Annotated in this window: 17 protein-coding genes; 6 read left to right on the top strand and 11 right to left on the bottom strand. The window is 65.5% G+C overall.

Going from position 1 to position 21,866, the window contains the following annotated elements; translation table 11 throughout:
• Positions 1–32 precede the first annotated feature (32 nt).
• The 6 genes from LNV23_RS21000 to LNV23_RS20975 form a co-directional block, all read right to left on the bottom strand.
• Complete coding sequence (locus LNV23_RS21000; RefSeq protein ID WP_263564784.1) at positions 33–2,660, bottom strand: FimV/HubP family polar landmark protein; 2,628 nt, start codon at positions 2,658–2,660, stop codon at positions 33–35.
• Between the two features lie 335 nt (positions 2,661–2,995).
• Complete coding sequence (asd, locus tag LNV23_RS20995; protein WP_263564783.1) at positions 2,996–4,126, bottom strand: aspartate-semialdehyde dehydrogenase; 1,131 nt, start codon at positions 4,124–4,126, stop codon at positions 2,996–2,998.
• A gap of 102 nt (positions 4,127–4,228) precedes the next feature.
• On the bottom strand, positions 4,229–5,320 hold the full coding sequence (gene leuB / locus LNV23_RS20990) for a 3-isopropylmalate dehydrogenase (RefSeq protein WP_263564782.1): 1,092 nt from the start codon (positions 5,318–5,320) through the stop codon (positions 4,229–4,231).
• A gap of 29 nt (positions 5,321–5,349) precedes the next feature.
• A complete protein-coding gene (leuD, locus tag LNV23_RS20985; protein WP_263564781.1) occupies positions 5,350–6,000 on the bottom strand; it encodes a 3-isopropylmalate dehydratase small subunit in 651 nt (216 codons plus the stop codon).
• A gap of 33 nt (positions 6,001–6,033) precedes the next feature.
• A complete protein-coding gene (gene leuC, locus LNV23_RS20980) occupies positions 6,034–7,446 on the bottom strand; it encodes a 3-isopropylmalate dehydratase large subunit (protein ID WP_263564780.1) in 1,413 nt (470 codons plus the stop codon).
• 54 nt (positions 7,447–7,500) lie between these two features.
• Positions 7,501–8,397: a LysR family transcriptional regulator gene (locus LNV23_RS20975; protein WP_263564779.1), complete on the bottom strand. Its 897-nt coding sequence runs from the start codon at positions 8,395–8,397 to the stop codon at positions 7,501–7,503.
• A 564-nt stretch (positions 8,398–8,961) separates the two neighbouring features.
• On the opposite strand from LNV23_RS20975, the gene LNV23_RS20970 reads away from it, so the two are divergent.
• From LNV23_RS20970 to LNV23_RS20945, 6 genes are all read left to right on the top strand, one after another.
• On the top strand, positions 8,962–10,977 hold the full coding sequence (locus LNV23_RS20970; protein WP_263564778.1) for a M13 family metallopeptidase: 2,016 nt from the start codon (positions 8,962–8,964) through the stop codon (positions 10,975–10,977).
• 172 nt (positions 10,978–11,149) lie between these two features.
• Positions 11,150–11,953: a substrate-binding periplasmic protein gene (locus tag LNV23_RS20965; RefSeq protein ID WP_263564777.1), complete on the top strand. Its 804-nt coding sequence runs from the start codon at positions 11,150–11,152 to the stop codon at positions 11,951–11,953.
• A gap of 87 nt (positions 11,954–12,040) precedes the next feature.
• The gene (locus LNV23_RS20960; protein ID WP_263564776.1) at positions 12,041–13,174 is read left to right on the top strand and encodes an MlaE family ABC transporter permease; all 1,134 of its coding nucleotides are present in this window, start codon (positions 12,041–12,043) and stop codon (positions 13,172–13,174) included.
• Positions 13,174–13,950 carry an ABC transporter ATP-binding protein gene (locus LNV23_RS20955; RefSeq protein WP_263564775.1) on the top strand — a complete coding sequence of 259 codons (777 nt, stop codon included), beginning with the start codon at positions 13,174–13,176 and terminating at the stop codon, positions 13,948–13,950. Before LNV23_RS20960 ends, LNV23_RS20955 begins: the two co-directional genes overlap by 1 nt.
• Positions 13,947–14,957: an MlaD family protein gene (locus LNV23_RS20950; protein ID WP_263520083.1), complete on the top strand. Its 1,011-nt coding sequence runs from the start codon at positions 13,947–13,949 to the stop codon at positions 14,955–14,957. Before LNV23_RS20955 ends, LNV23_RS20950 begins: the two co-directional genes overlap by 4 nt.
• A 17-nt stretch (positions 14,958–14,974) precedes the next feature.
• Complete coding sequence (locus LNV23_RS20945; protein WP_263564774.1) at positions 14,975–15,559, top strand: PqiC family protein; 585 nt, start codon at positions 14,975–14,977, stop codon at positions 15,557–15,559.
• A gap of 17 nt (positions 15,560–15,576) precedes the next feature.
• On the opposite strand, the gene LNV23_RS20940 is transcribed toward LNV23_RS20945, so the two are convergent.
• The 5 genes from LNV23_RS20940 to LNV23_RS20920 form a co-directional block, all read right to left on the bottom strand.
• Positions 15,577–16,971, bottom strand: a complete 1,395-nt coding sequence (locus LNV23_RS20940) for a 3-oxoacyl-ACP reductase (protein ID WP_263564773.1) — start codon at positions 16,969–16,971, stop codon at positions 15,577–15,579.
• 21 nt (positions 16,972–16,992) lie between these two features.
• A complete protein-coding gene (locus LNV23_RS20935; RefSeq protein ID WP_263520080.1) occupies positions 16,993–17,451 on the bottom strand; it encodes a VOC family protein in 459 nt (152 codons plus the stop codon).
• Between the two features lie 181 nt (positions 17,452–17,632).
• Positions 17,633–19,723: an acetyl-CoA carboxylase biotin carboxylase subunit gene (locus tag LNV23_RS20930; RefSeq protein ID WP_263564772.1), complete on the bottom strand. Its 2,091-nt coding sequence runs from the start codon at positions 19,721–19,723 to the stop codon at positions 17,633–17,635.
• A 38-nt stretch (positions 19,724–19,761) separates the two neighbouring features.
• Positions 19,762–20,238, bottom strand: coding sequence for a hypothetical protein (locus tag LNV23_RS20925; protein WP_263564771.1), 477 nt, complete (start codon positions 20,236–20,238; stop codon positions 19,762–19,764).
• A gap of 20 nt (positions 20,239–20,258) precedes the next feature.
• On the bottom strand, positions 20,259–21,791 hold the full coding sequence (locus LNV23_RS20920) for an acyl-CoA carboxylase subunit beta (RefSeq protein ID WP_263564770.1): 1,533 nt from the start codon (positions 21,789–21,791) through the stop codon (positions 20,259–20,261).
• Positions 21,792–21,866: the final 75 nt, after the last annotated feature.

Below are 21,866 nucleotides of genomic sequence, written 5' to 3'. Positions count from 1 at the left end.
CAGGCCGAGCGCCTCGAAGCATGCCACAGGCCTCAGCGCAGTTCGTTGAGCATGGCTTGAGCCTTGTCGCGCAGACCGCCGCTGGTCTTGGAGATCAGCTCCTGCAGCACTTCGCGCGCGCCCTCGGTGTCACCAATCTGGCGGAACTCATCGGCCAACTCCAGCTGACGCAGCAGCGGGTCGCCATCGTCCAGGCCCAAGTCAGCGATGTCAGGGATGGCCGGAGCTGCAGTGGCCGGAGCCTCTTTCATCAAGGCATCGAACTCGGCCGCGAGATCGCCTTCCAGGGCCGAAGACTCGGCGGACGGAATGGCGGGCGTGGCCGGCAGGTCGAGGTCGATGGACGACAGATCAAAGTCCAGCGCGCCGCCGGCCGCTTCCGGTGTAACCGTGGCCGGGCGATCGTCGTCGAGATCGTCCAGATCAAATTCCAGATCGGTTCCACCCGCTTGGGTCGGCGTCGCCGGCGGCGACAGGTCGAAGTCCATGGCCATGGGCGCCTGATCGACTGTGGTCGGCAGGGCCTGGGTGGCTTCCATGGAAATCGGCGACGGCGCTGGCGCGGCCGGCGGTGAATCCAGGTCGAGATCCAAGTCCAGGTCGAACACGCTGGTCGGCCCTGTGTCCGGTGCATTGCGACCCAGAGGCTCGGTGGCCAGATGACCGCCCGCGGTCACCGTGTGAGGCATGGTGCTGGCGTCCATGGGCTCGGGATGAACCTCGCGCCCGCTGGCCGGCAAACTCGGCGCACCACCCGGCTGGTAGAGCGGGTTCTCAGGGTCGATCTGGCGGCCGAGTTCTTGGGCCTTGGCCCAGTCATCACCGCGACCTTGCGTTTCCGCGTAAAGCTGGATGGCCAGTTGCTCAAAGCCCTTGGTGTCGCGGCGTTTGGCATAGACCTCGAGCAGCTTGAGCCGGATGGCCATGCGCTCGGGGTTGGCACGCAAGGCTTCCTTGAGGATTTCCTCTGCCTGCAGATCCCGGCCATAGGCCAGGTAGACATCGGCCTCGGCCACGGGATCGACATCGCCGATGGCGTCCAGCTGACTCAGCGAATAGTTCATCGACGAGGCACCGTTGGCCGCATCGCGCGTGTCCACGCGCTGGCCACCGGTGGCGCCGAAGAAGGAATCCGGCTGTAGACGGCTTTCCTGGAAACCCGTGTCGGACTTGGCCTGGGCCTTCTGATTGCGGAAGCGGTAGAAACCAAATCCGCCGGCCGCGAGCAACAGCAGCCCCGTCAGGGGCAGCAAGGGGTTGTCCAACAGCTGTTCCAAGATACCGGGCTGAGCGACTTCGGGCGCCGCCGGCATGACCGCACTGGCCGGCTTGGACGCGGCCGGAGCCACGGTACTGGGCAAGGGCTTGGAGGCCACGGGCGCCGGCAGCGGGGCAGGAGCCGGCACGGGTGCCGGCACAGGCGCAGCCACCACGGGCGCAGGTGCTGGGACGGGTGCTGGGGCCGGTGCCGGTGCCTGAACTGGCGCGGTAGCGGGAGCCGCCACTGGCGCAGGCGCTGGGGCCGGCTTGGCCGCGCTGGACAGCTTCTTCAGCTCCTCCACATTGCGAGTCAACTCGGCCACGCGAGCCGCCGAGTCTTTCTTCTCGGTGTCCTTGGACACCTTGGCAAGCTTCGCATCGGCCGCAGCGGCCTTGCTCAAAGTCAGCTTGTCAGGCGTCGGCGCAGCGGCTTGTTTGCGATCTTCCACCGCAGCCTGAACCTGGCCCTTGGCCTGGCGATCGCTTTCGTCTTGCTTGATCGTTGGGGCGGCACCGCTGAGTCGCTGGCGGTAGGCATTGAAGTCGGCGCTCTGTGCGCGAATCACCTGGCGCGCCTCGGCCGTGCTCAGCGAGGACACGCTATCGGCGGAAGGCACTTGCAGCACGCTGCCGGCCTTCAAACGATTCATATTGCCGTTGATGAAGGCGTCTTCGTTGTTGCGATAGAGGCCCACCAGCATCTGGTCCAGCGAAACACCGGCCGGCTGCGTCTTGCCGGCGATGCGCGACAGGCTGTCGCCGGGCTTGACCACATATTCGGAGGCAGGCGCCTCATTGCTCCTGGCCGGGCGTGCCGGCGCTTCGGTGCGCGGGCGGGCTTCGGCCACAGCGGGCGCAGGCACGGGCGCGGGTGCAGCAGGACGTGGATCCAGGCGTGGACGGCTGCTGGCCGGCAGCGGCGTGGCTTCGGCCGGAGCGGAGGAAATCACCGGGGCCGCGGCTACGGCGGGCGCTGCGTTGGCAGGCTTGGGGCTGGCCGGCGGATCGAACAGCAGGGTGTACTCGCGCACCAAACGGCCACTGGCCCAGGTGAGCTCAAGAATCACATCGACAAAGGGCTCCTGAACCGCGCGGTCGCTGCTCACACGCAGCACATTGCGGCCATCGCGGCGCAAGACCTGCACCTGCGTGCCCGTCAGCACGGCGTTGTACTCGACACCGGTGGCTCGATAAGACTCAGGAGGAGCGACGCGCACCTTCAGGGTACCGGCCTCTTCGGCGCTGATGCTGGTGATGTCGATCTCGGCCTTGAGCGTTTCGCCGAGTGCAGATTGCACCGTCAGCTTGCCCAGACCCAGACCCCAGGCTCCGCTGCTGGCTGCAGCCAACAGAGCAGCCGCCATATGGGTCAGCGAAAAACGGCCCCATGTGCGGCTCATTGCGCTACCCAAGGCGCTTTTGTGTAGTTTCAAGGCATCCCCCAAAGCAACAAGGCGGGCACCAACGGGTGTCCGCCTGTTTCGACGATCAGTATTCTCCGCTCAACAGCGCTCACGATGCCATCCTCTTGCAGTCGGTACGCGAACCGGAAAACTCAACAGCGGCAAGCATATACGCTAAGAAGCTCAGGCAATGGCTGAAAAGCTCTTTTGAAGCAGTAGGGCTTCTCCGTCAAGGCACCGCTTGTCGCTTGAGGACAACGCGTGTGAGGGATATCACGGAGGGCGGGCCTCACCCAAAACTTGGGAAGGCGCCGCCCGGTCCGCTCGATGGATCAGCGGTCCAGCAGGATGCGCAGCATGCGGCGCAGCGGTTCGGCCGCACCCCAGAGCAGCTGGTCACCGATGGTGAAAGCGCCCAGATACTCAGGGCCCATGGCCAGCTTGCGCAGGCGGCCGACGGGGATCGTCATGGTGCCGGTCACGGCCACCGGGGTCAGATCCTTGATCGTGGCTTCACGCGTGTTGGGCACCACCTTCACCCACTCGTTGTCGGCGGCGATCATGGCCTCGATGTCGGCCAGGGGCACGTCGCCCTTGAGCTTGAAGGTCAGGGCCTGGCTGTGGCAGCGCATGGCGCCCACACGCACGCAGAAACCGTCTACGGGAATGGCACTGGAGCCGAAGCCCTCGCCGATGCCGAGGATCTTGTTGGTCTCGGCCATGCCCTTCCACTCTTCCTTGGATTGGCCGTTGCCCAGGTCCTTGTCGATCCAGGGGATCAGCGAGCCGCCAAGCGGCACGCCGAAGTTGGTGGTCTCGGCGGCGCTCAAACCGCGCTGGGTGGCGACGAGCTGGCGATCGATCTCGAGGATGGCGCTCTTGGGGTCGTCCAGCAAGGCGCGCACGGACGCGTTCAGCGTGCCGTACTGCGTCAGCAGCTCGCGCATGTGCTGGGCACCGCCACCGCTGGCGGCCTGGTAGGTCTGGGTGCTCATCCACTCGACCAGACCGGCCTTGTAGAGCGCGCCCACGCCCATCAGCATGCAGGACACGGTGCAGTTGCCGCCGACCCAGTTCTTGCCGCCCTTGGCCAGGGCATCCTTGATGACCGGCAGATTGACCGGGTCCAGGATGATGACGGCGTCGGATTCCATGCGCAGCGTCGAAGCCGCGTCGATCCAGTGGCCGTTCCAACCGGCGGCGCGCAGCTTGGGAAAAACTTCGCTGGTGTAGTCGCCGCCCTGGGCGGTGATGATGATCTCGCAGCGCTTGAGCTGCTCGATGTCAAAAGCGTTCTGGAGCTTGGTTTCGTTCTTGGCCTGGGCCGGGGCGGCGCCGCCGGCGTTCGAGGTGCTGAAGAACAGCGGCTCGATCAGGTCAAAGTCTTTTTCTGCGCTCATCCGGTCCATCAGGACCGAACCCACCATGCCGCGCCAGCCTACCAATCCAACAAGTGTCGTCATCGCTGTTACCTCTATCGCCCTAAAAAAGAAAAAAGCCTCTGGACTTCTTCTCCCCCGGCTCGTGTCGCCGGGGGTGTAGGGGCGAGACGAACCGGAGCTGAACTAGCCCTTCATGGTTTTGGTCGTGGTAATCGCTGCAACTACAGCGTCACCCATCTCGCGCGTGCCCACCTTCTGGGTGCCCTCGCTCCAAATGTCTGCGGTACGCAGACCTTGGGACAACACCGAGCCCACTGCGGCTTCGATACGAGCAGCAGCTTCGGGTTGGTTGAGGGAGAACTTGAGCATCATGGCAGCGGACAGGATTGTAGCCAGAGGATTGGCGATTCCCTTGCCGGCGATGTCCGGCGCGCTGCCATGGCTGGGCTCGTACAAGCCCTTGTTGTTCTTGTCCAAGGAGGCCGAGGGCAGCATGCCGATGGAGCCGGTCAGCATGGCCGCCTCGTCCGAGAGGATGTCGCCGAACATATTGCCGGTCACGACCACGTCGAAGCGCTTGGGCGCCTTGACCAGCTGCATGGCGGCGTTGTCCACGTACATATGGTCGAGTTCCACATCGGGGTACTCGGCGCTGACTTCGATCATCACGTCCTTCCAGAACTGGAAGGTCTCCAGCACATTGGCCTTGTCCACCGAGGTGACGCGCTTGTTGCGCTTGCGTGCGGCTTGGAAGGCGACATGGGCGATGCGCTCGATCTCCGGGCGCGAGTAGCGCATGGTGTCGAAAGCTTCTTCGCTGCCTGGGAAATGCCCGTCCACCGCGGTGCGGCGGCCGCGCGGCTGGCCGAAATAGATGTCGCCGGTCAGCTCACGGATGATGAGGATGTCCAGTCCGGCCACCAACTCGGGTTTCAAGCTCGATGCGTGCGTCAGCTGCTCGTAGCAGATGGCCGGGCGGAAGTTGGCGAACAGGCCCAGGTGTTTGCGCAGGCCCAGAATGGCTTGCTCGGGGCGCAGAGGGCGGTCCAGCTTGTCGTACTTCCAGTCGCCGACGGCGCCGAACAGGATGGCGTCGGCGTCTTTGGCCAGCTGCAGGGTGGAGTCCGGCAGCGGATGGCCGGCGGCCTCAAAAGCGGCGCCGCCCACCGGTGCGGTTTCCATCTCCAGCGGCAGGTCCAGGACCTTCAGCACCTTGACGGCTTCGGCGACGATTTCGGTGCCGATGCCGTCACCGGGGAGAATTGCGATCTTCATATCTGTCCTTGAATGGAATCAAACGGCGCTCAGGCCGACAGCTGGTGCTTGAGCCAGGGCTTGGCGGCCAGGCGCTCGGCCTCGAAGGCCTTGATCTTGTCGGCGTGGCGCAGGGTCAGGCCGATGTCATCAAAACCGCCCAGCAGGCAGAACTTGCGGAAGGCCTGCACCTCGAAGGGCAGCTCCGTGCCGTCCGGCTTGATCACCACCTGGCGCGGCAGATCGATGCTCAGCTGGTAGCCGGGGAAGGCATGCACTTCGTCGAAGAGCCGCGCCACTTGCGACTCGGGCAAGACGATGGGCAGGATGCCGTTCTTGAAGCAGTTGTTGAAGAAGATGTCCGCGAAGCTGGGCGCGATCAGGGCGCGAAAGCCGTACTGCTCCAGCGCCCAGGGCGCATGTTCGCGGCTGGAGCCACAGCCGAAGTTGGCGCGTGCCAGCAGCACGGATGCACCGGCGTAGCGCGCTTGGTTGAGTACGAAATCGGGGTTGGGTCGGCGGCTGGCCGGGTCCTGGCCGGGCTCGCCGGCGTCCAGATAACGCCACTCATCGAACAAGTTAGGGCCGAAGCCGCTGCGCTTGATGGACTTGAGGAATTGCTTGGGGATGATGGCGTCGGTGTCGACGTTCTCGCGGTCCATGGGGGCAACGAGGCCCTGGTGCAGGTTGAACTTTTCCATGTCTGAACTAACTCCTTGTGTTCGCCGGCGGGCTCAGCTCAAGTGGCTGACGTCGACGAAATGGCCGCGCATGGCGGCCGCGGCGGCCATGGCCGGGCTGACCAGATGGGTGCGGCCGCCGGCGCCCTGGCGCCCTTCGAAATTGCGGTTGCTGGTGGAGGCGCAGCGCTCACCGGGCTCCAGGCGGTCGGCATTCATGGCCAGGCACATGGAGCAGCCGGGCTCGCGCCACTCGAAACCTGCGGCCTTGAAGACCTGATCCAGGCCCTCTGCCTCGGCCTGCGCCTTGACCAGGCCCGAACCCGGCACGACCAGGGCCAGCTTCACATTCGAGGCCAGACGGCCACCGATGCGGCGCACCACGGCAGCGGCCTCGCGCATGTCCTCGATGCGGCTGTTGGTGCAGGAGCCGATGAAAACCTTGTCCACATGGATGTCGGCAATCGCCTTGTTGGGCTCCAGGTTCATGTACTGCAGGGCGCGTTCGATGGCGCCACGCTTGACCGCGTCCTTTTCCTTGTCCGGGTCGGGCACGCGGGCGTTCACGTCCAGCACCATCTCGGGCGAGGTGCCCCAGGTGACCTGCGGGCGGATCTGGCTGGCGTCCAGCTCCACCACCGCGTCGAAATGCGCGCCGGCATCCGAGTGCAAACCCCGCCAGTACTGCACGGCCAGATCCCATTCGACGCCGGTCGGCGTGAAGGGCCGGCCCTTGACGTAGTTCAGCGTGGTCTCGTCCACGGCGATCAGGCCGGCGCGGGCGCCGGCTTCGATGGCCATATTGCAAACCGTCATGCGGCCTTCCATGGACAACGCGCGAATGGCCGAGCCGCCGAACTCGAGGGTGTAGCCGGTGCCACCAGCCGTGCCGATCTTGCCGATGATGGCCAGCACGATGTCCTTGGCGCCCACGCCGGGCACGACCTGACCCTCGACGCGGATCAGCATGTTCTTGGCCTTCTTGGCCAAGAGAGTCTGCGTGGCCAGCACATGCTCGACCTCGGAGGTGCCGATGCCATGCGCCAGCGCGCCAAAGGCCCCATGGGTGGACGTGTGGCTGTCGCCGCAGACAACAGTCATGCCGGGCAGCGTGGCGCCCTGCTCCGGGCCGATCACATGGACGATGCCCTGGCGTTTGTCGTTCATCTTGAACTGGGTCACGCCGTGGCGGTCGCAGTTCTGGTCCAGGGTGTCGACCTGCAGCTTGGAGATCGGGTCGGCGATGCCGCCGCTGCGGTCGGTGGTGGGCACATTGTGGTCGCTGACCGCCAGATTGGCCGACAGACGCCAGACCTTGCGCGAAGCCAAATCCAGGCCTTCAAAGGCCTGGGGGCTGGTCACCTCATGCAGCAGATGGCGGTCGATGTAGAGCACGGCCGTGCCGTCGTCTTCGGTATGGACGACATGCTCATCCCAGAGCTTGTCGTAGAGCGTGCGAGCAGTCATGACAGTCTTCTTTCCTTCAATGCAATCGATGAGTTCGGGCGGCTTGAGGGGCCATCAAGCCTTGGGCGCCGGTGGGCAGAGGCTGTCGACAAAGCGCTGCAGCACGGCCGGCAGGCGCTCCTGGCGCAGCACGCCCAGGCAATACTCGCGCACGGCCCAGTCTTCATCCAGAGCCAGCAGCTTGACGTCGAACACGCGCGAAAAGCGCTCGGCCGGCCCGCCTGGCAGCACGGCCACGCCCAGGCCGGCCTCGACCAGCTGGGCAATCGCATCAAAGCCGCGCACCTGGATGCGGGCATTGAGCGTGCGGCCCAGGGCCTGGGCCTGCTGGCGCATCATTTCCTGGGCCGAGGCACCGGCATGCAGGCCGATCAGGTCGTAGTCAAGCAGGTCGGCAAAACGCACGCGGTCCTGCTCCGCCAGCGCATGGCGCTTGGGCACCAGCACGGCTAGGCGGCCACGGGCGTAGGACCAGGTCTGCAGGCGGCTGTCCAGCAAGGGCGCGGTGAACACGCCGGCATCGGCCCGGCCCTCGGCCACGGCCGCCTGCACCTCGGCGCTGGTCAGGTCTTCCAGGCTGATGCGGATCTGCGGGTGGCCTTGGCTGAAGGCCACCAGATCGGCCGGCAGGCATTCGGCAATCGCGCCGCTGTTGGCGGCAATGCGCAGATGACCTTTGATGCCGCGGGCGAACTCCACCACCTCGCTCTCGAGCGCATGCAAAGAGGCATGGAGGGAGCGAATGTGGCGCACCAGGGCGCGGCAGGCCTCGGTGGGCTCAACCCCGCGCGAGCGGCGCTCGAACAGCTGCACGCCCAGGCGGGCCTCTAGGTCGGACACCCGTTTGCTGGCCGCGGCCAGGGCCAGGTGCTCCTGCTGCGCCCCGCGCGTGATGGAGCGCGTCTGCTCAATGGCCAGCACGAGGTTGAGGGTGGTCAGGTCAAGGCGCATGGTTGTGTCCGTGGTCTGGATTCAGGGCCGATGGACGAAGAAGCAATGTTTCAGGTCGGAAAGAAGGTCGAAAGCGCGACGAGGCCAGGCTCAGTTCAAATCCAGATTGGCCCTAATGTCAGCAGCCAATACTCTGGGGATGGAATTTAGCTTTCGCCAACAACATGCGCACACCGATATTAACAATTGCATCTTCGCAGTTCACGAAGTCTAAACCAAGCAGCCACCCCTTTGTTGCGGCGCCTGAGGCCGGGCAGCGCGCGCGGGCTGGCGCAGCACGAGCGAACACGCGGCTGACGTGACACATGCAGCTTCGGCGCAACAACGCACCCAGGCCCACCGCGGCGCCCCGCAAACAGGGGTCGAGACAAACCCGCAAATCTCGCGCATTCCAGCGCCTGACTTTCGACAGCGCCAGGCCATCTTCCTAAGGTGCTGCATTCGCGTCGGTAGCCGACAAGTTTCGGCCTGCCCGAGCCAGCAATTCCGCTGCCGCGACAATCACCCGCTTCGCGCCGACGCAAACACCTGCGCCCGGCTCCACACCATGTCTGTGAAATCGCCATGAAACTGCCCCGTCTGACCCTTCTCGCTGTATTGCTGCAACTGGGCAGCGCCGCCCACGCTGTGGAAAACTCCATCGGCCTGGACCTGCCCGGCTTCGACGCCAGCGTGCGCGTGCAGGACGATCTGTTCCGCGCCGCCAACGGCGGCTGGCTCAAGAGCACCGAGATCCCGGCCGACAAGGCCAGCTTTGGCAGCTTTGCCGTGCTGCGCGACCTGTCCGACCAACAGGTGCGCGCCATCATCGAAGAACTGGCCCGTCAGCCACAGACCGCCGGCAGCGTCGAGCACAAACTCGCCGCGTTTTACACCGCCTTCATGGACACGACGGCCATCGACCAAGCCGGCCTGGCCCCGCTGCAGCCCCAACTGGCTGAGATCGACGCACTGAAGAGCCCGCGAGAACTGGCGCAGTGGCTGGGCCGCATGCAAGGCCATCTGTCGACGCCCGTGGAACTCTCGGTCGGGCCCGACTTCAAGAACCCCAGCCTGAATCTGGCGGCGGCCAGCCAAGGCGGCCTGGGCCTGCCCGGCCGCGATTACTACCTGAAGAAAGAGCCGCGCATGCTCAAGGCACGCGCCGCCTATCTGCAGTACCTGCAAACCCTCGCGGAACTGGCCGGCGAAGCCCAACCCGCCCGCGCCGCTGCCCGCGTGCTGGCCTTGGAGACCGCTATCGCCAAGGCCCACTGGGACCCGGTGGCCAACCGCGACCCGGTCAAGGCCTACAACCCCATGAGCCCGGCCGAGCTAGCACGCAAGGCGCCCGGCTTCGATTGGGCTGCTTTCCTGGCAGCCGCGCGCCTGGGCCAGGTCGACCGTCTGGTCGTGGCCCAACCCAGCATGGCCATTGCACTGGGCCGCCTGCATGCCAAGCTGCCACTGGCCGACTGGAAGCTCTATGCCAAGCTGCACCTGTTGGACGCCCATGCGGCGACCCTGCCCCAGGCCTTCCGCCAAGCCCGCTTTGCCTTCCGCGGCAAGGCCTTGTCCGGCGCGAGCAGCGAGCAGGCACGCTGGCAGCAAGGCATGACGCAAGTCAACGCGGCCCTGGGCGACGCTCTGGGCAAGCTCTACGTCGAGCGCCATTTCCCGGCTGGCCACAAGGCCCGCATGCAGGAGCTGGTGAGCAATTTGATGGCCGCTTTCGGGGATTCGCTGGAAGCCCTGAGCTGGATGTCGCCGCAGACGAAGCTGCAGGCGCGCGACAAGCTCAACAAGTTCACCGTCAAGATCGGCTACCCCGACCAATGGCGCGATTTCAGCGCCCTGGAGGTGCGCGCCGGCGACGCGCTGGGCAACCGCCTGCGATCGGCCGATTTCGAATGGCAGGTGCTGGCCGCCAAAGCCGGCCGCCCGGTGGATCGCAAGGAGTGGGGCATCAACCCGCAGCTGGTCAATGCCTTCTACGACCCCACGACCAACGAGATCCTCTTCCCCGCAGCCATCCTGCAGCCGCCCTTCTTCGATGCCACGGCCGATGACGCCGCCAACTACGGGGCCATCGGTGCCGTGATCGGCCACGAGATCAGCCACGGCTTTGACGACCAAGGCAGCCAGTTCGACGGCGACGGCAAGCTCCGCAACTGGTGGACACCGGCCGACCGCAAGGCCTTCGAGGCCGTCGCAGCCAAGCTGGTGGCCCAGTACAGCGGCTACGAGGCCATCCAGGGCAAGCATGTCAATGGCGAGCTGACCCTGGGCGAGAACATCGCCGATCTGTCCGGCCTGCAAGTGGCATACAAGGCCTACCAGCGCTCCCTGGGCGGCAAGCCCAGCCCGGTGATCGGGGGCTTCAGCGGTGAGCAGCGCTTCTTCCTGGGCTGGTCGCAGGCCTGGCGGACCAAGATGCGCGAAGAGGCGACGCTGATGCAGGTCACCATGGACCCGCACTCGCCCGCCGAGTTCCGGGCCAATGGCGCAGCCGTCAATCACGACGGCTTCCACCAGGCCTTCGGCACCAAGGCTGGCGACAAGATGTTCAAGGGCAGCGCAGAGCGCATTCGCATCTGGTAAGCGCAAGAGGCCCGGCATGGGCCGTGAAACTCAGCACAGAACAGGATTAGGCCCAGGAATGCCCATATTCCTGGGCCTGAGCGACCCGGCTTGAGCCTAGGATGCACAGACACGGTGCAGCCATTCGGCTACCGGTCTCACTCAGCCCCTGTTTTGTGAAAGACCCTCGCTCATGCCCAAGCTCATCCCTGCCGTGAACGGCCTGGCTCTTTTCGCCCTGCTGCTCGCCCCCCACGCTCTGGTTCAGGCCGCCGACGCGGCGCCCGAAAGCCTGCACATCTGCCACGAAAACGAAGACGCTTTCCCCTGGCTGCTCAAGGACAAACCCGGCTACAGCCAGATCATGATGGCGCAGCTGGAAAAGCAGCTGGGCACGCCGATCAAGCTCATGCCCATGCCTTGGAAGCAATGCCTGGCCGAGCTGAAGAGCGGCAAGGTCGACGCGGCCATGAATGCCAGCTTCAACGCCGAGCGCGCCGAGTTTGCCCATTACCCGCTCAAGCTCGACGGCGAGGCCGACGCCACCAAGCGCATGTACCGCGCCACCTATGCGCTCTACAAAGGCAAGGCGGCCGCCGTCGGCTGGGACGGCAAGGCGTTGACTGCAGCCGGCACCATCGGCGCGCAAGCAGGTTTTTCCATCGTCGCGCAGCTCAAGCAGCTGGGCGCCAAGGTTGAGGACAACGCGCCGACGGCCGACGAACTGCTCAACCGCGTGGCCTCGGGTCGCTACCTCGCGGCCGCGCTGCAGACCACCGAAGCCGACAACTCTCTGGCCGCTTTGCCAGCCCTGCAAGGCAAGGTCGAGCGGGTGAATCCCCCGCTTGTGGACAAGGCCTACTACACCATCTTCTCCAAGCCCTTTTTTGCCAAGCATGGGCAGACCGCTCGTGAAGTCTGGCGCCTGCAAGGCAAGATGCGCGAGTCGCCCGAGTTCAAGGCCCAGGTCTCGCATCTGATGAAGTCGGTGGACTGAGTATGAAATGCTGCCTAGCTTCACCCGCTCGGGGTGAGGCTAAGCCAGCCAGCTGTTAACCTCGTCCCTGGCTGAACAGGAGCAGGTTTGGGCGATACCGCGGACAGCGCCAAAGCGAACGAAGCACAAGCGCTCTGGACCCACGACGAGCAGGGGCCGCTGCTGCGCCTGAGCGGCGACTGGCGCGGCAAGAGCCGCCTGCCGGCCCGTCCAGACACCACGGCCTCCGCCACAGCAACGCTGCCACTGCGAATTGATGGCCGCGCGCTGGAAGCCTTTGACAGCAGCCTGGCCGCAGCCCTTTGGGCCCTGAGCCGCAGCGCCCGGGCGCCGCTGGACACGCGTGAGCTACCGCCGGCCTTGAGCGGCATGCTGGATCTGGCCGCCCGACAGAGCGCCGGCGACGCGCCCGGCGGCCGCCGCCGCCCGCGCTGGCTGACCCGCGTCGGCCTGGCCTGGCAGGCTCGCTATCGCCGCACGCGCGACACCTTGGCTTTCACCGGCGATTTGCTGATCGCCGTCTACCGGGCCATGCGCGGCAGCACCGCCATGCGCGGCGAAGACCTGGCCCAGCAGTTGCACGCCACCGGCCCAGCCACCTTGCCCATCGTCACCCTAATCAGCTTTCTGGTCGGGCTGATCATTGCCTATATGGGCGCGGCCCAGCTGCAGCGTCTCGGCGCCCAGGCCTTCATGGCCGACCTGGTGACCATTGGCGTGGTGCGCGAAATCGCTGCCCTGATGACCGGCATCATGCTGGCCGGACGTGTCGGTGCCGCCTTCGCCGCACAGCTCGGCAGCATGCAGGCCAATGAGGAGATCGATGCTTTGCGCGCCCTGGGCCTGAACCCAGTCGAGCACCTGGTGCTGCCGAGGGTCCTGGCCATGGCCTTGATGGCCCCCTTGCTGACCACGTTTGCGGCCGTGGTGGGCATGTTGGCCGGCCTGCTGGTGGCGGTGGGCATCTTCCATGTCGAACTCCTGGACTACCTCTACCGCAGCTCCAAGGCCATCACCCTGGCGCACGCCGGCATCGGCCTGCTCAAGGGCACGGTTTACGGCGTGCTGGTCGCCATGGCCGGCTGCCGCCAGGGCTTGCATGCCGGTCGCAGCGCCCAGGCCGTGGGCGAGGCCACCACCGCCGCCGTGGTGCAGGCCATCATCTGGATCGTCATTGCCGCCTCGGCGCTGACGATTGCTTTCCAGAGGCTGGGCTGGTGATGAAGCAAGCCGCGAGCCCGCTGCTGTGTGCCGAAGGTTTGAGCCTGGCCGTGGCCGGCCGCTTGCTGATGGAGAACCTCAGCTTCGAGCTGCAGCGCGGCGAGATCCTGGTGCTGATGGGCGGCAGTGGCTGCGGCAAGAGCACGCTGATGCGCCATCTGATCGGCCTGCAGGAGCCGGCCCTAGGCCGCGTCATCTTCGGGGAGCGGGATCTGGCCGATGCCGACGTGGAGGAACTGGCCCGCCTGCGCCGCCAGTTCGGCGTGATGTTCCAAGGCGGAGCACTCTGGAGCTCAATGACAGTGGGCGAAAACGTCATGCTGCCGCTCACCGAGTTCAGCGAACTGGACGAGGACGCGGCCGAGCAGATGGCCCGCTTCAAACTGGCCCTGGTCGGCATGGAAGGTGCCTTCGACGAACTACCCAGCGCCCTCAGCGGTGGCATGAAAAAGCGGGCCGCCATCGCGCGCGCCATGGCCCTGGACCCACCCCTGCTGTTTCTGGACGAACCCTCGGCCGGCTTGGATCCGATCAGCTCCGCCAGTCTTGATGAGCTGATCCTCAATTTGCGCGATCATCTCGGCACCAGCATCGTGCTGGTGACGCATGAACTGAGCAGCATCTTCGCGGTGGCCGACCGCGCCCTCTTTCTCGACGCCAAGGAGAAGACCATGACCGCGCTCGATGCCCCGCGCCGCCTGCTGGAGTCAGGCCCCGAGACGGTGCGCCTGTTCCTGCGTCGCGGCCTCGATGAAGCAGCAGGAGCACGTGCATGAGAAAGCGTCACGGTCACCCTGCCCTGCTGGGCTTGTTTGTTGTCACGGCCCTGATCCTGCTTTTCATCGCTGTTTTTGTGATCGCCGGCGGCAAGCTGCTGGGCGGCAAGGAGCGCGTGGTGATGTATTTCCACGGCTCCATTTACGGCCTGCAAATCGGCGCGCCCGTGGTGTTCCGCGGCGTGCACCTGGGCAATGTCAGCGCCATCGGCGTGGCCTACAACAATGCCAGCAATGCCGTGTCCATTCCGGTCGAAGCCGAACTGGAGCGAGACATGCTCGGAAATCTCAGCGGCGAGCGCCTGCCTGGCAGCGGCGCCACCTCGCTCAAGGCCTTGGTCGATCGCGGCCTGCGCGCTCAGCTGGGCCTGCAAAGCCTGCTGACGGGCCAGCTCTATGTGGACCTGGACTTTCGGCCGGACAAAACTACCACTGGGGCCACCGTCGAGACCAGCCGCTATGTGCAGATCCCCACCGTGGCCACGCCATTCCAGGACCTGCGCAACCAGGTGGACGGCTTGGACATCAAGCGCCTGGTCGGCGACCTCTCGGCCATCGCCAGCACCGGCCGACGCCTGATCGAGGGCCCGGAGCTCAGCCGGGCCTTGCAGGACATTGAGGCTGTGAGTGCCAATCTGCGCCGCCTCAGCACCCAGCTGGACCGCCGCGCCGGGCCCATGGGTGATGCGGCCCTGGGCGCCTTGGCCGCCACCCAGCAGGCCATGGAACGCATGAGCCGCGCGGCCGTGACGGTCAACGACTCGGCCGAGCGCGTCGGCAAGACCTTCAACCCCGAGGGCGCCGTGGTGCAAGACCTGCGCCGGGTCTCGACCGAGCTGGCCCGGGCGGCAGCAGCCGTGGCCGATGTGGCGCAGGATGAAGCGCCGCTGAACCAGAACTTGCAACGTGCACTCAAGGACATCGCCCAGGCCGCCCGCGCCCTGCGCGAACTGGCGGACACCTTGGACCAGCAACCCGAAGCCGTACTCAAGGGCCGCGCCAAATGAGCACATTCATCAGCCGCATGAAGACGATCCCCGTCCTGATCGGGCTCAGCCTGCTGGCCGCCTGTGGCAGTTCACCCAAGGTGCAGTACTTTCAGCTGCGCGCTGAGCTGCCACCGAGCGTGGAAGCAGGAGCCTTGGTGGCGCCGGCATCGCCAACAGGCATCTGGGCCCTGGGCCCGGTCCAAATTCCCGAATACCTGGACCGCGACGCCATCGTCCGGCCCAGTGGCTTGGCCACGCTGAATGTCCAGCCCACGGAGCGCTGGGCCGAGCCTCTGCGCGACGCCATCCCTCGCCTGCTGCAACAAGATCTGGCGCGCCTGCTCGGCAGCGCCCGCATCTGGCGCCTGCCCCTGCCGCCGGGACTCACGGCCGAGCGGCAGCTGCGCGTGGACATCCAAAGACTGGACGCTGATACCGGCCTACGCCCGCTGCTCGTACTGCAAGCGCGCTGGACTTGGGTCGACCCCAGTGGCCGTCAGCCGCCTCAGGTGCGAGAGCAGCGCATTGAAGTGCCGGCCGGAGACGGCAGCACGGATGCACTGGTGGCAGCCCATCGGGCGGCACTGTGGGCGCTGGCGAAAGCCATCACAGCGAACTAGGGCCACAACCGCAGGCCTCAAGCTCCCATCAAGGCCTGACCACACACCCGCAAGGTCTGCCCCCTCACGGCGCCTGACTCGGGCAAAGCCAAGAAGGCGACGGCCTCAGCCACATCGCGGGGCTGGCCACCTTGAGACAGTGCGTTGAGGCGGCGGCCGGCTTCGCGAATGAACCAAGGGATCTGGCGGGTCATGTCTGTCTCAATGAAGCCCGGTGCCACGGCGTTGATGGTGGCGCCGCGACTGGCCAACAGAGTGCTGCGCGCGGCGACGTAGCCAATCAAGGCGGACTTGCTGGCCGCGTAATTCGTTTGACCGGCATTGCCGGCGATGCCGCTGATGGAAGACAAGCAAATTTCTCGCGCGCCGGGCGCCAGCAGGTCGGCCTGATCGAGCGCGCCATCGATGGCCAGGATGGCCTGCAGATTGACAGCCATGACCTGGCTCCACTCGGCCTCGCTCATCTTGAACAGGCTGCGGTCGCGCGTGATGCCGGCGTTGTGCACCAGCACATCGACAGCCATGCCGGGATGCTGGCGCAGCCAGTCGCAAAGCAAAGTGGGCGCGGCGGCACGGGTGATGTCCAAGCTCAGTGCGTCGCCCTGGATGCGCCGCGCCAGTTCGCGCAAATGCGGCTCAGCCGAGGGCACATCGATGCACAGCACGCGGGCGCCCTCCTCGGCCAGGCGCTCGGCGGTGGCGGCACCTAGGCCACGCGCGGCGCCGGTGACCACGGCCAAGTGCTCACGCAAGCGCCCCGGGACCATGGGGACTTCAAGAGCCGCAGGTGCCCCCAGACCGGCGTCCAAACGCAGGATCCGACCGGACACGTAGGCGCTGCGCGAGGAGCAAAAGAAGCGCAATGGCCCCAGCAAGCCGCCCAAAGTCGCAGCCGGCACTTGCAGCGCATTGACGGTGGCTGCGTGGCTACGGCCCAGCTCCTTGGCCAGGCTGCGCACAAAGCCTTCGATGCCTTGGGCGGCCGCCGCGGCCTCGGGTGAGGTGCGAGCGGCGTGCAGCGGACAGGGCGCCAGCAACAAGAGCTTGGCGCAGGGCGCCAGGCGGCGCAGCAGCGGCGCAAAGAAGGTACGCAACTGGGCCAGGGACGCGACCTCACGGCAGCCGGTGGCATCAAACACGGCGATGTCGACGCGAGCCGTCGCATCGGAGGCCGGCTCCGTCTCCAGCACCAGGCTGGCACCCAAAGCTTGGAGTAAGCCTCGAGCAGATTCGCCAGCATGCCCACCCGGCATGGCCGCCAACACCAGGCGGCGTCCACGCAGTTCGTCGCCGCGATAGGGGCCGGTCTCGCGGCGCAAGGCGCGTGGGCGCGGCAGGCCGAGCGCACGCACCAGCGGGCCCGTCAAGCGGCCAGCGGCCAGGCCGATCAAAGGATCTGAGGTCGAAGCCATAGCTGTCCGCGAAGGGCCCGATCAGCCCAGGGCTGCGATGACCTCGGCCGGCGCCTGCACCAGCTCGATCAAGACCCCTTCGCCACCGATCGGAAACTCGGCGCTGGACTTGGGATGTATGAAGCAAATGTCGTAGCCGGCCGCGCCTTTGCGGATGCCGCCCGGCGCGAAACGCACACCGTTCGCCGTCATCCACTCGACGGCCTTGGGCAGGTCATCCACCCAGAGGCCCACATGGTTGAGCGGCGTGGTGTGCACGGCCGGCTTCTTCTCGGGATCGAGCGGCTGCATCAGATCGACCTCGACCTTGTGTGGGCCCTGGCCGATGGCGCAGATGTCTTCGTCAACGTTCTCGCGCTCGGAGACGAAGTTGCCGGTGACCTGCAGACCCAGCACATCGACCCAGAGCTTGCGCAAGGCCTGTTTGTCGGGGCCGCCGATGGCGATCTGCTGAATGCCGAGGATCTTGTAGGGCTTCATGTTTGGTACACCGTAGTTGATGCTGCTGCAGTCGGTTTGCTGAACAAGGGGAGAGGAAGTGAACGTGTGAACAGGTGAGCGGCGCTGCGCGCCTGGTGAACCATTCACCTGTTCACCTGTTCACCTGTTCACCTGTTCACCTGTTCACCTGTTCACCTGTTCACCTGTTCACCCATCAACCTCACTCAAACCTCAAAATCAGCTGATCCACCGACAGGCTCTCGCCCACTTTGGCCAGCACCTCGGCCACCTTGACGTCACGCTCGGCGATCAAGATGTTCTCCATCTTCATGGCCTCGATCACGGCCAGGCGTTCGCCGGCTTGCACGGTCTGGCCTGATTGCGCGGCGATCTGCACCAACAGACCGGGCATGGGCGAGAGCAAGAACTTGCTGGTGTCCGGCGGGGCCTTGAAAGGCATCAAGGCCTGCAGCTCGGCGGCGCGCGGCGAGAGCACATTGACGAGGATGGCGTAGCCGTTGTGCTGCAGGCGGTAGGCCAGCGGCTGCTTGGCCGTGCCGCGCTCGGCCTGGGCCACAAAGGGTTGGCCGTTGACGGTGCCGGTCAGGCGGATGTCGTTCAGGCGCGAGTTGCAGACGATGCGGTAGCTCTTGGCCTCGGCGCCTTGACCGACGCGCACCAGCGCCTCGCCCAAATGGCCCACGAACTCGGAGATGTGCAGGGCGTGGCGGGCTTGTTGACCGGCCGTGCCCTCGGACACCAGGGCCACGTAGTCGTGCTCGATGCGCACCTCGTGGCCCGGCAGCTGGCCGCTGATGCCGGCCTCGCGCTCGCGCGCCTTGCGGCGGATGAAGCCGGCCAGGGCGACCAGGAACAGCGGATCGCTGTGCGGCACATCTTCGGCACGGAAGCCGCCGCCGTAATGCTGGGCGATGAAGCCGGTGTTGAAGTTGCCGGACTTGAAGTCCTCGTGCGCCAGCAGGGCCGACTGAAAGGGGATGTTGCTGGAGATGCCGCGGATGACAAAGCCATTCAAGGCTTCGCGCATCTTGGCGATGGCGTCGGCCCGGTCGCGTCCGTGGACGATGAGCTTGGCGATCATCGAGTCGTAGAACATCGGGATCTCGCCGCCTTCGTAGACGCCGGTATCGACCCGGACTCCGCCAAAATTTTCAGCGGCATAACTCTCACCCTGCAGGGTCAGCGTGCCCTGCTCCAGATTGGCTTGCGGCGGCTGGTACTTGACCAAGCGGCCGGTGGAAGGCAGGAAGTTGCGGAAGGGGTCTTCGGCATTGATGCGGCACTCAATCGCCCAGCCTTCGCGCTTGACGTCCTCTTGCTTGAGGCTCAGCGGCTCACCGGCGGCCACACGGATCATCTGCTCGACCAGGTCCAGGCCGGTGATGCACTCGGTCACCGGGTGCTCCACCTGCAGGCGGGTGTTCATCTCCAGGAAGTAAAAGCTCTGGTCCTTGCCGACCACGAACTCCACCGTGCCGGCGCTTTGGTAGTTCACCGCCTTGGCCAAGGCCACGGCCTGCTCACCCATGGCCTTGCGGGTGGCTTCGCTGATGAAAGGCGACGGCGCCTCTTCGATCACCTTCTGATGGCGGCGCTGGATGGAGCATTCACGCTCCCACAGATAGAGCGTGTTGCCCTGGCTGTCGCCCAGCACCTGGATCTCGATGTGGCGCGGCTCGTCGACGAACTTCTCCATGAAGACGCGGTCGTCGCCAAAGCTGTTGCGCGCCTCATTGCGGCAGCTGCTGAAGCCCTCGAAACATTCCTTGTCGTTGAAGGCGACGCGCAAGCCCTTGCCACCACCGCCGGCGCTGGCTTTGATCATCACCGGGTAGCCGATGCCTTGGGCGATCTTGACCGCCTCTTCGGGCGAAAGGATGGGCTCGTTATGGCCCGGGATGGTGTTGACCTGGGCCGCATTGGCCAGCTTCTTGGAGGCGATTTTGTCGCCCATGGCGGCGATGGAGCCATGCTTGGGGCCGATGAAGGCGATACCCTCTTCCTCGACCCGGCGCGCGAACTCTTCGTTCTCGCTCAGAAAGCCGTAGCCGGGGTGGATGGCCTGAGCGCCGGTCTGCTTGGCCGCCGCAATGATCTTCTCGGCCACCAGATAAGACTCACGGCTGGGCGCCGGACCCAGCAGCACGGCCTCATCGGCCAGCTCCACATGGCGGGCGTCCTTGTCGGCCTCGGAGTAGACGGCCACGGTCTTGATGCCCATCTTGCGCGCAGTCTTGATAACTCGGCAAGCAATCTCACCCCGGTTCGCAATCAGAATCTTGTCAAACATGATGTCTTGTCCCCATCAGTAAATTTGTTCGGTCAGCTTCAGCGCTGGTTCGAGAAACGCAGGCGCCCGGCCAAGCAGAGATCGGTCCATTCGACGACGCGGCGCTCGATCCAGGCGGCGCCCTGTCCCTTGCCAGCTGCGGCGCCCTGGTAGGCAAAGCTCAGCATGGCGGGAGCGCGCTGCGCGTACTCGCTGCCATCGCTGAGCGCGCCTTCGCGCTGCAGATCGGCCAGGGCCTGGCTGCGCGACAGGCCATCGACTCGGTAGAGCAGGATCACCGGCAGGCTGGCCAGATCGTTGCCGCAGGCCTCCACGCGGCTGGCTGCCGATACGCCGTAGCGGTGCAAGGCGCATTCGGCGAACAACTGCTGCGCCGAGGCGCTTTCCGGCGCCGACGCGGCCGAGTCCTCGGCGGGCACTGAAGACGCATGAGCCCGGGCATGGGCGGCCACGCAGTCCGCCGCTGGCACAGCGGCGTTCACGCGCACATTGCCGCTCAGCAGCAAGCCCGACATCAGCAGCGCCTTCGCAGCTCTCACAGCGGAATGTTCCCGTGCTTGCGCCAGGGGTTGTCCAGCTTCTTGTCCTTGAGCATGACCAGGGAGCGGCAGATGCGCTTGCGGGTCTCATGCGGTTGGATCACATCGTCGATGAAGCCGCGCGCGCCAGCGACAAAGGGGTTGGCGAAGCGGGCCTTGTATTCGGCTTCCTTGGCGGCCAGCTTCTCCGGGTCGCCCTTGTCTTCGCGGAAGATGATCTCCACCGCGCCCTTGGCGCCCATCACCGCGATTTCGGCGTTAGGCCAGGCGAAGTTGACGTCGCCACGCAGATGCTTGGAGGCCATCACATCGTAGGCGCCGCCGTAGGCCTTGCGTGTGATCACGGTCACCTTGGGCACCGTGCACTCGGCATAGGCATACAGCAGCTTGGCGCCATGCTTGATGATGCCGCCGTACTCCTGGCTGGTGCCGGGCATGAAGCCGGGCACATCGACGAAGGTGATCACCGGGATGTTGAAGGCATCGCAGAAGCGCACAAAACGCGCGGCCTTGATGGAGCTCTTGATGTCCAGGCAGCCGGCCAGCACGAGCGGCTGGTTGGCGACGATGCCCACCGTTTGGCCTTCCATGCGGGCAAAGCCGGTCAGGATGTTCTTGGCGTAGTCAGGCTGCAACTCGAAGAAGTCGCCATCGTCGACCGTCTTCTGGATCAGCTCCTTCATGTCATAGGGCTTGTTCGGGTTGTCCGGCACCAGGGTGTCGAGCGAATGATCGAGACGGTTGCCGGGGTCACCGCTGGGCCGGGTCGGCGCCTTCTCGCGGTTGTTCAGCGGCAGGTAGTTGAAGAAACGGCGCAGCATCAGAATCGCTTCGACATCATTCTCGAAGCTGAGGTCGGCCACGCCGCTCTTGCTGGTGTGGGTGCCGGCGCCGCCGAGCTCTTCGGCCGTCACTTCCTCGTGCGTCACCGTCTTCACCACCTCGGGCCCGGTCACGAACATATAGCTCGAGTCCTTGACCATGAAGATGAAGTCGGTCATGGCCGGCGAATAGACCGCGTCGCCGGCGCACGGGCCCATGATCATGCTGATTTGCGGGATCACGCCCGAGGCCAGCACATTCTTCTGGAACACATCGGCATAGCCGCCCAGGGAGGCCACGCCTTCCTGGATGCGCGCGCCGCCCGAGTCATTGAGGCCGATCACCGGGGCCCCGACCTTCATGGCCTGATCCATGACCTTGCAAATCTTCTCGGCATGCGCCTCGGACAAGGCGCCGCCGAAAACGGTGAAGTCCTGGCTGAAGCTGAAGGCCAAGCGGCCGTTGATCATGCCGTAGCCGGTGACCACGCCGTCACCGGGAATCTTGCTCTCGGCCATGCCGAAATCCACGCAGCGGTGCTCGACAAACATGTCCCATTCTTCGAAGGTGCCTTCGTCGAACAGCAGCTCCAGGCGCTCGCGCGCCGTCAGCTTGCCCTTTTTGTGCTGGGCGGCGATGCGCTTTTCGCCGCCGCCCAGACGGGCCTGGGCACGTTTTTCTTCCAGTCGTTGTTGGATGTCATGCATGGGAAGTCCTTTCGTCGGGCCGTCCCAAGGAAGGACGCGCCCCCTCGGGGGGCAGCCCATTCATTGGGCGTGGGG

It is taken from the genome of Kinneretia sp. DJ1R-11 (assembly GCF_025717595.1).
GTDB lineage: Bacteria > Pseudomonadota > Gammaproteobacteria > Burkholderiales > Burkholderiaceae_C > Paucibacter_A.
Note: the sequence above shows the minus strand (reverse complement) of the source record. Positions and strands in the feature narration are given on the sequence as shown.

Coding starts and splice junctions, on each gene's coding strand:
- LNV23_RS20945 (WP_263564774.1), top strand. CDS start 14,975: ATGAAGACGATCCCCGTCCTGATCGGGCTCAGCCTGCTGGCCGCCTGT.
- LNV23_RS20950 (WP_263520083.1), top strand. CDS start 13,947: ATGAGAAAGCGTCACGGTCACCCTGCCCTGCTGGGCTTGTTTGTTGTC.
- LNV23_RS20930 (WP_263564772.1), bottom strand. CDS start 19,723: ATGTTTGACAAGATTCTGATTGCGAACCGGGGTGAGATTGCTTGCCGA.
- LNV23_RS20935 (WP_263520080.1), bottom strand. CDS start 17,451: ATGAAGCCCTACAAGATCCTCGGCATTCAGCAGATCGCCATCGGCGGC.
- LNV23_RS20925 (WP_263564771.1), bottom strand. CDS start 20,238: ATGTCGGGCTTGCTGCTGAGCGGCAATGTGCGCGTGAACGCCGCTGTG.
- asd (WP_263564783.1), bottom strand. CDS start 4,126: ATGACGACACTTGTTGGATTGGTAGGCTGGCGCGGCATGGTGGGTTCG.
- LNV23_RS21000 (WP_263564784.1), bottom strand. CDS start 2,660: ATGAGCCGCACATGGGGCCGTTTTTCGCTGACCCATATGGCGGCTGCT.
- LNV23_RS20940 (WP_263564773.1), bottom strand. CDS start 16,971: ATGGCTTCGACCTCAGATCCTTTGATCGGCCTGGCCGCTGGCCGCTTG.
- LNV23_RS20975 (WP_263564779.1), bottom strand. CDS start 8,397: ATGCGCCTTGACCTGACCACCCTCAACCTCGTGCTGGCCATTGAGCAG.
- leuD (WP_263564781.1), bottom strand. CDS start 6,000: ATGGAAAAGTTCAACCTGCACCAGGGCCTCGTTGCCCCCATGGACCGC.
- LNV23_RS20920 (WP_263564770.1), bottom strand. CDS start 21,791: ATGCATGACATCCAACAACGACTGGAAGAAAAACGTGCCCAGGCCCGT.
- leuC (WP_263564780.1), bottom strand. CDS start 7,446: ATGACTGCTCGCACGCTCTACGACAAGCTCTGGGATGAGCATGTCGTC.
- leuB (WP_263564782.1), bottom strand. CDS start 5,320: ATGAAGATCGCAATTCTCCCCGGTGACGGCATCGGCACCGAAATCGTC.
- LNV23_RS20970 (WP_263564778.1), top strand. CDS start 8,962: ATGAAACTGCCCCGTCTGACCCTTCTCGCTGTATTGCTGCAACTGGGC.
- LNV23_RS20965 (WP_263564777.1), top strand. CDS start 11,150: ATGCCCAAGCTCATCCCTGCCGTGAACGGCCTGGCTCTTTTCGCCCTG.
- LNV23_RS20955 (WP_263564775.1), top strand. CDS start 13,174: ATGAAGCAAGCCGCGAGCCCGCTGCTGTGTGCCGAAGGTTTGAGCCTG.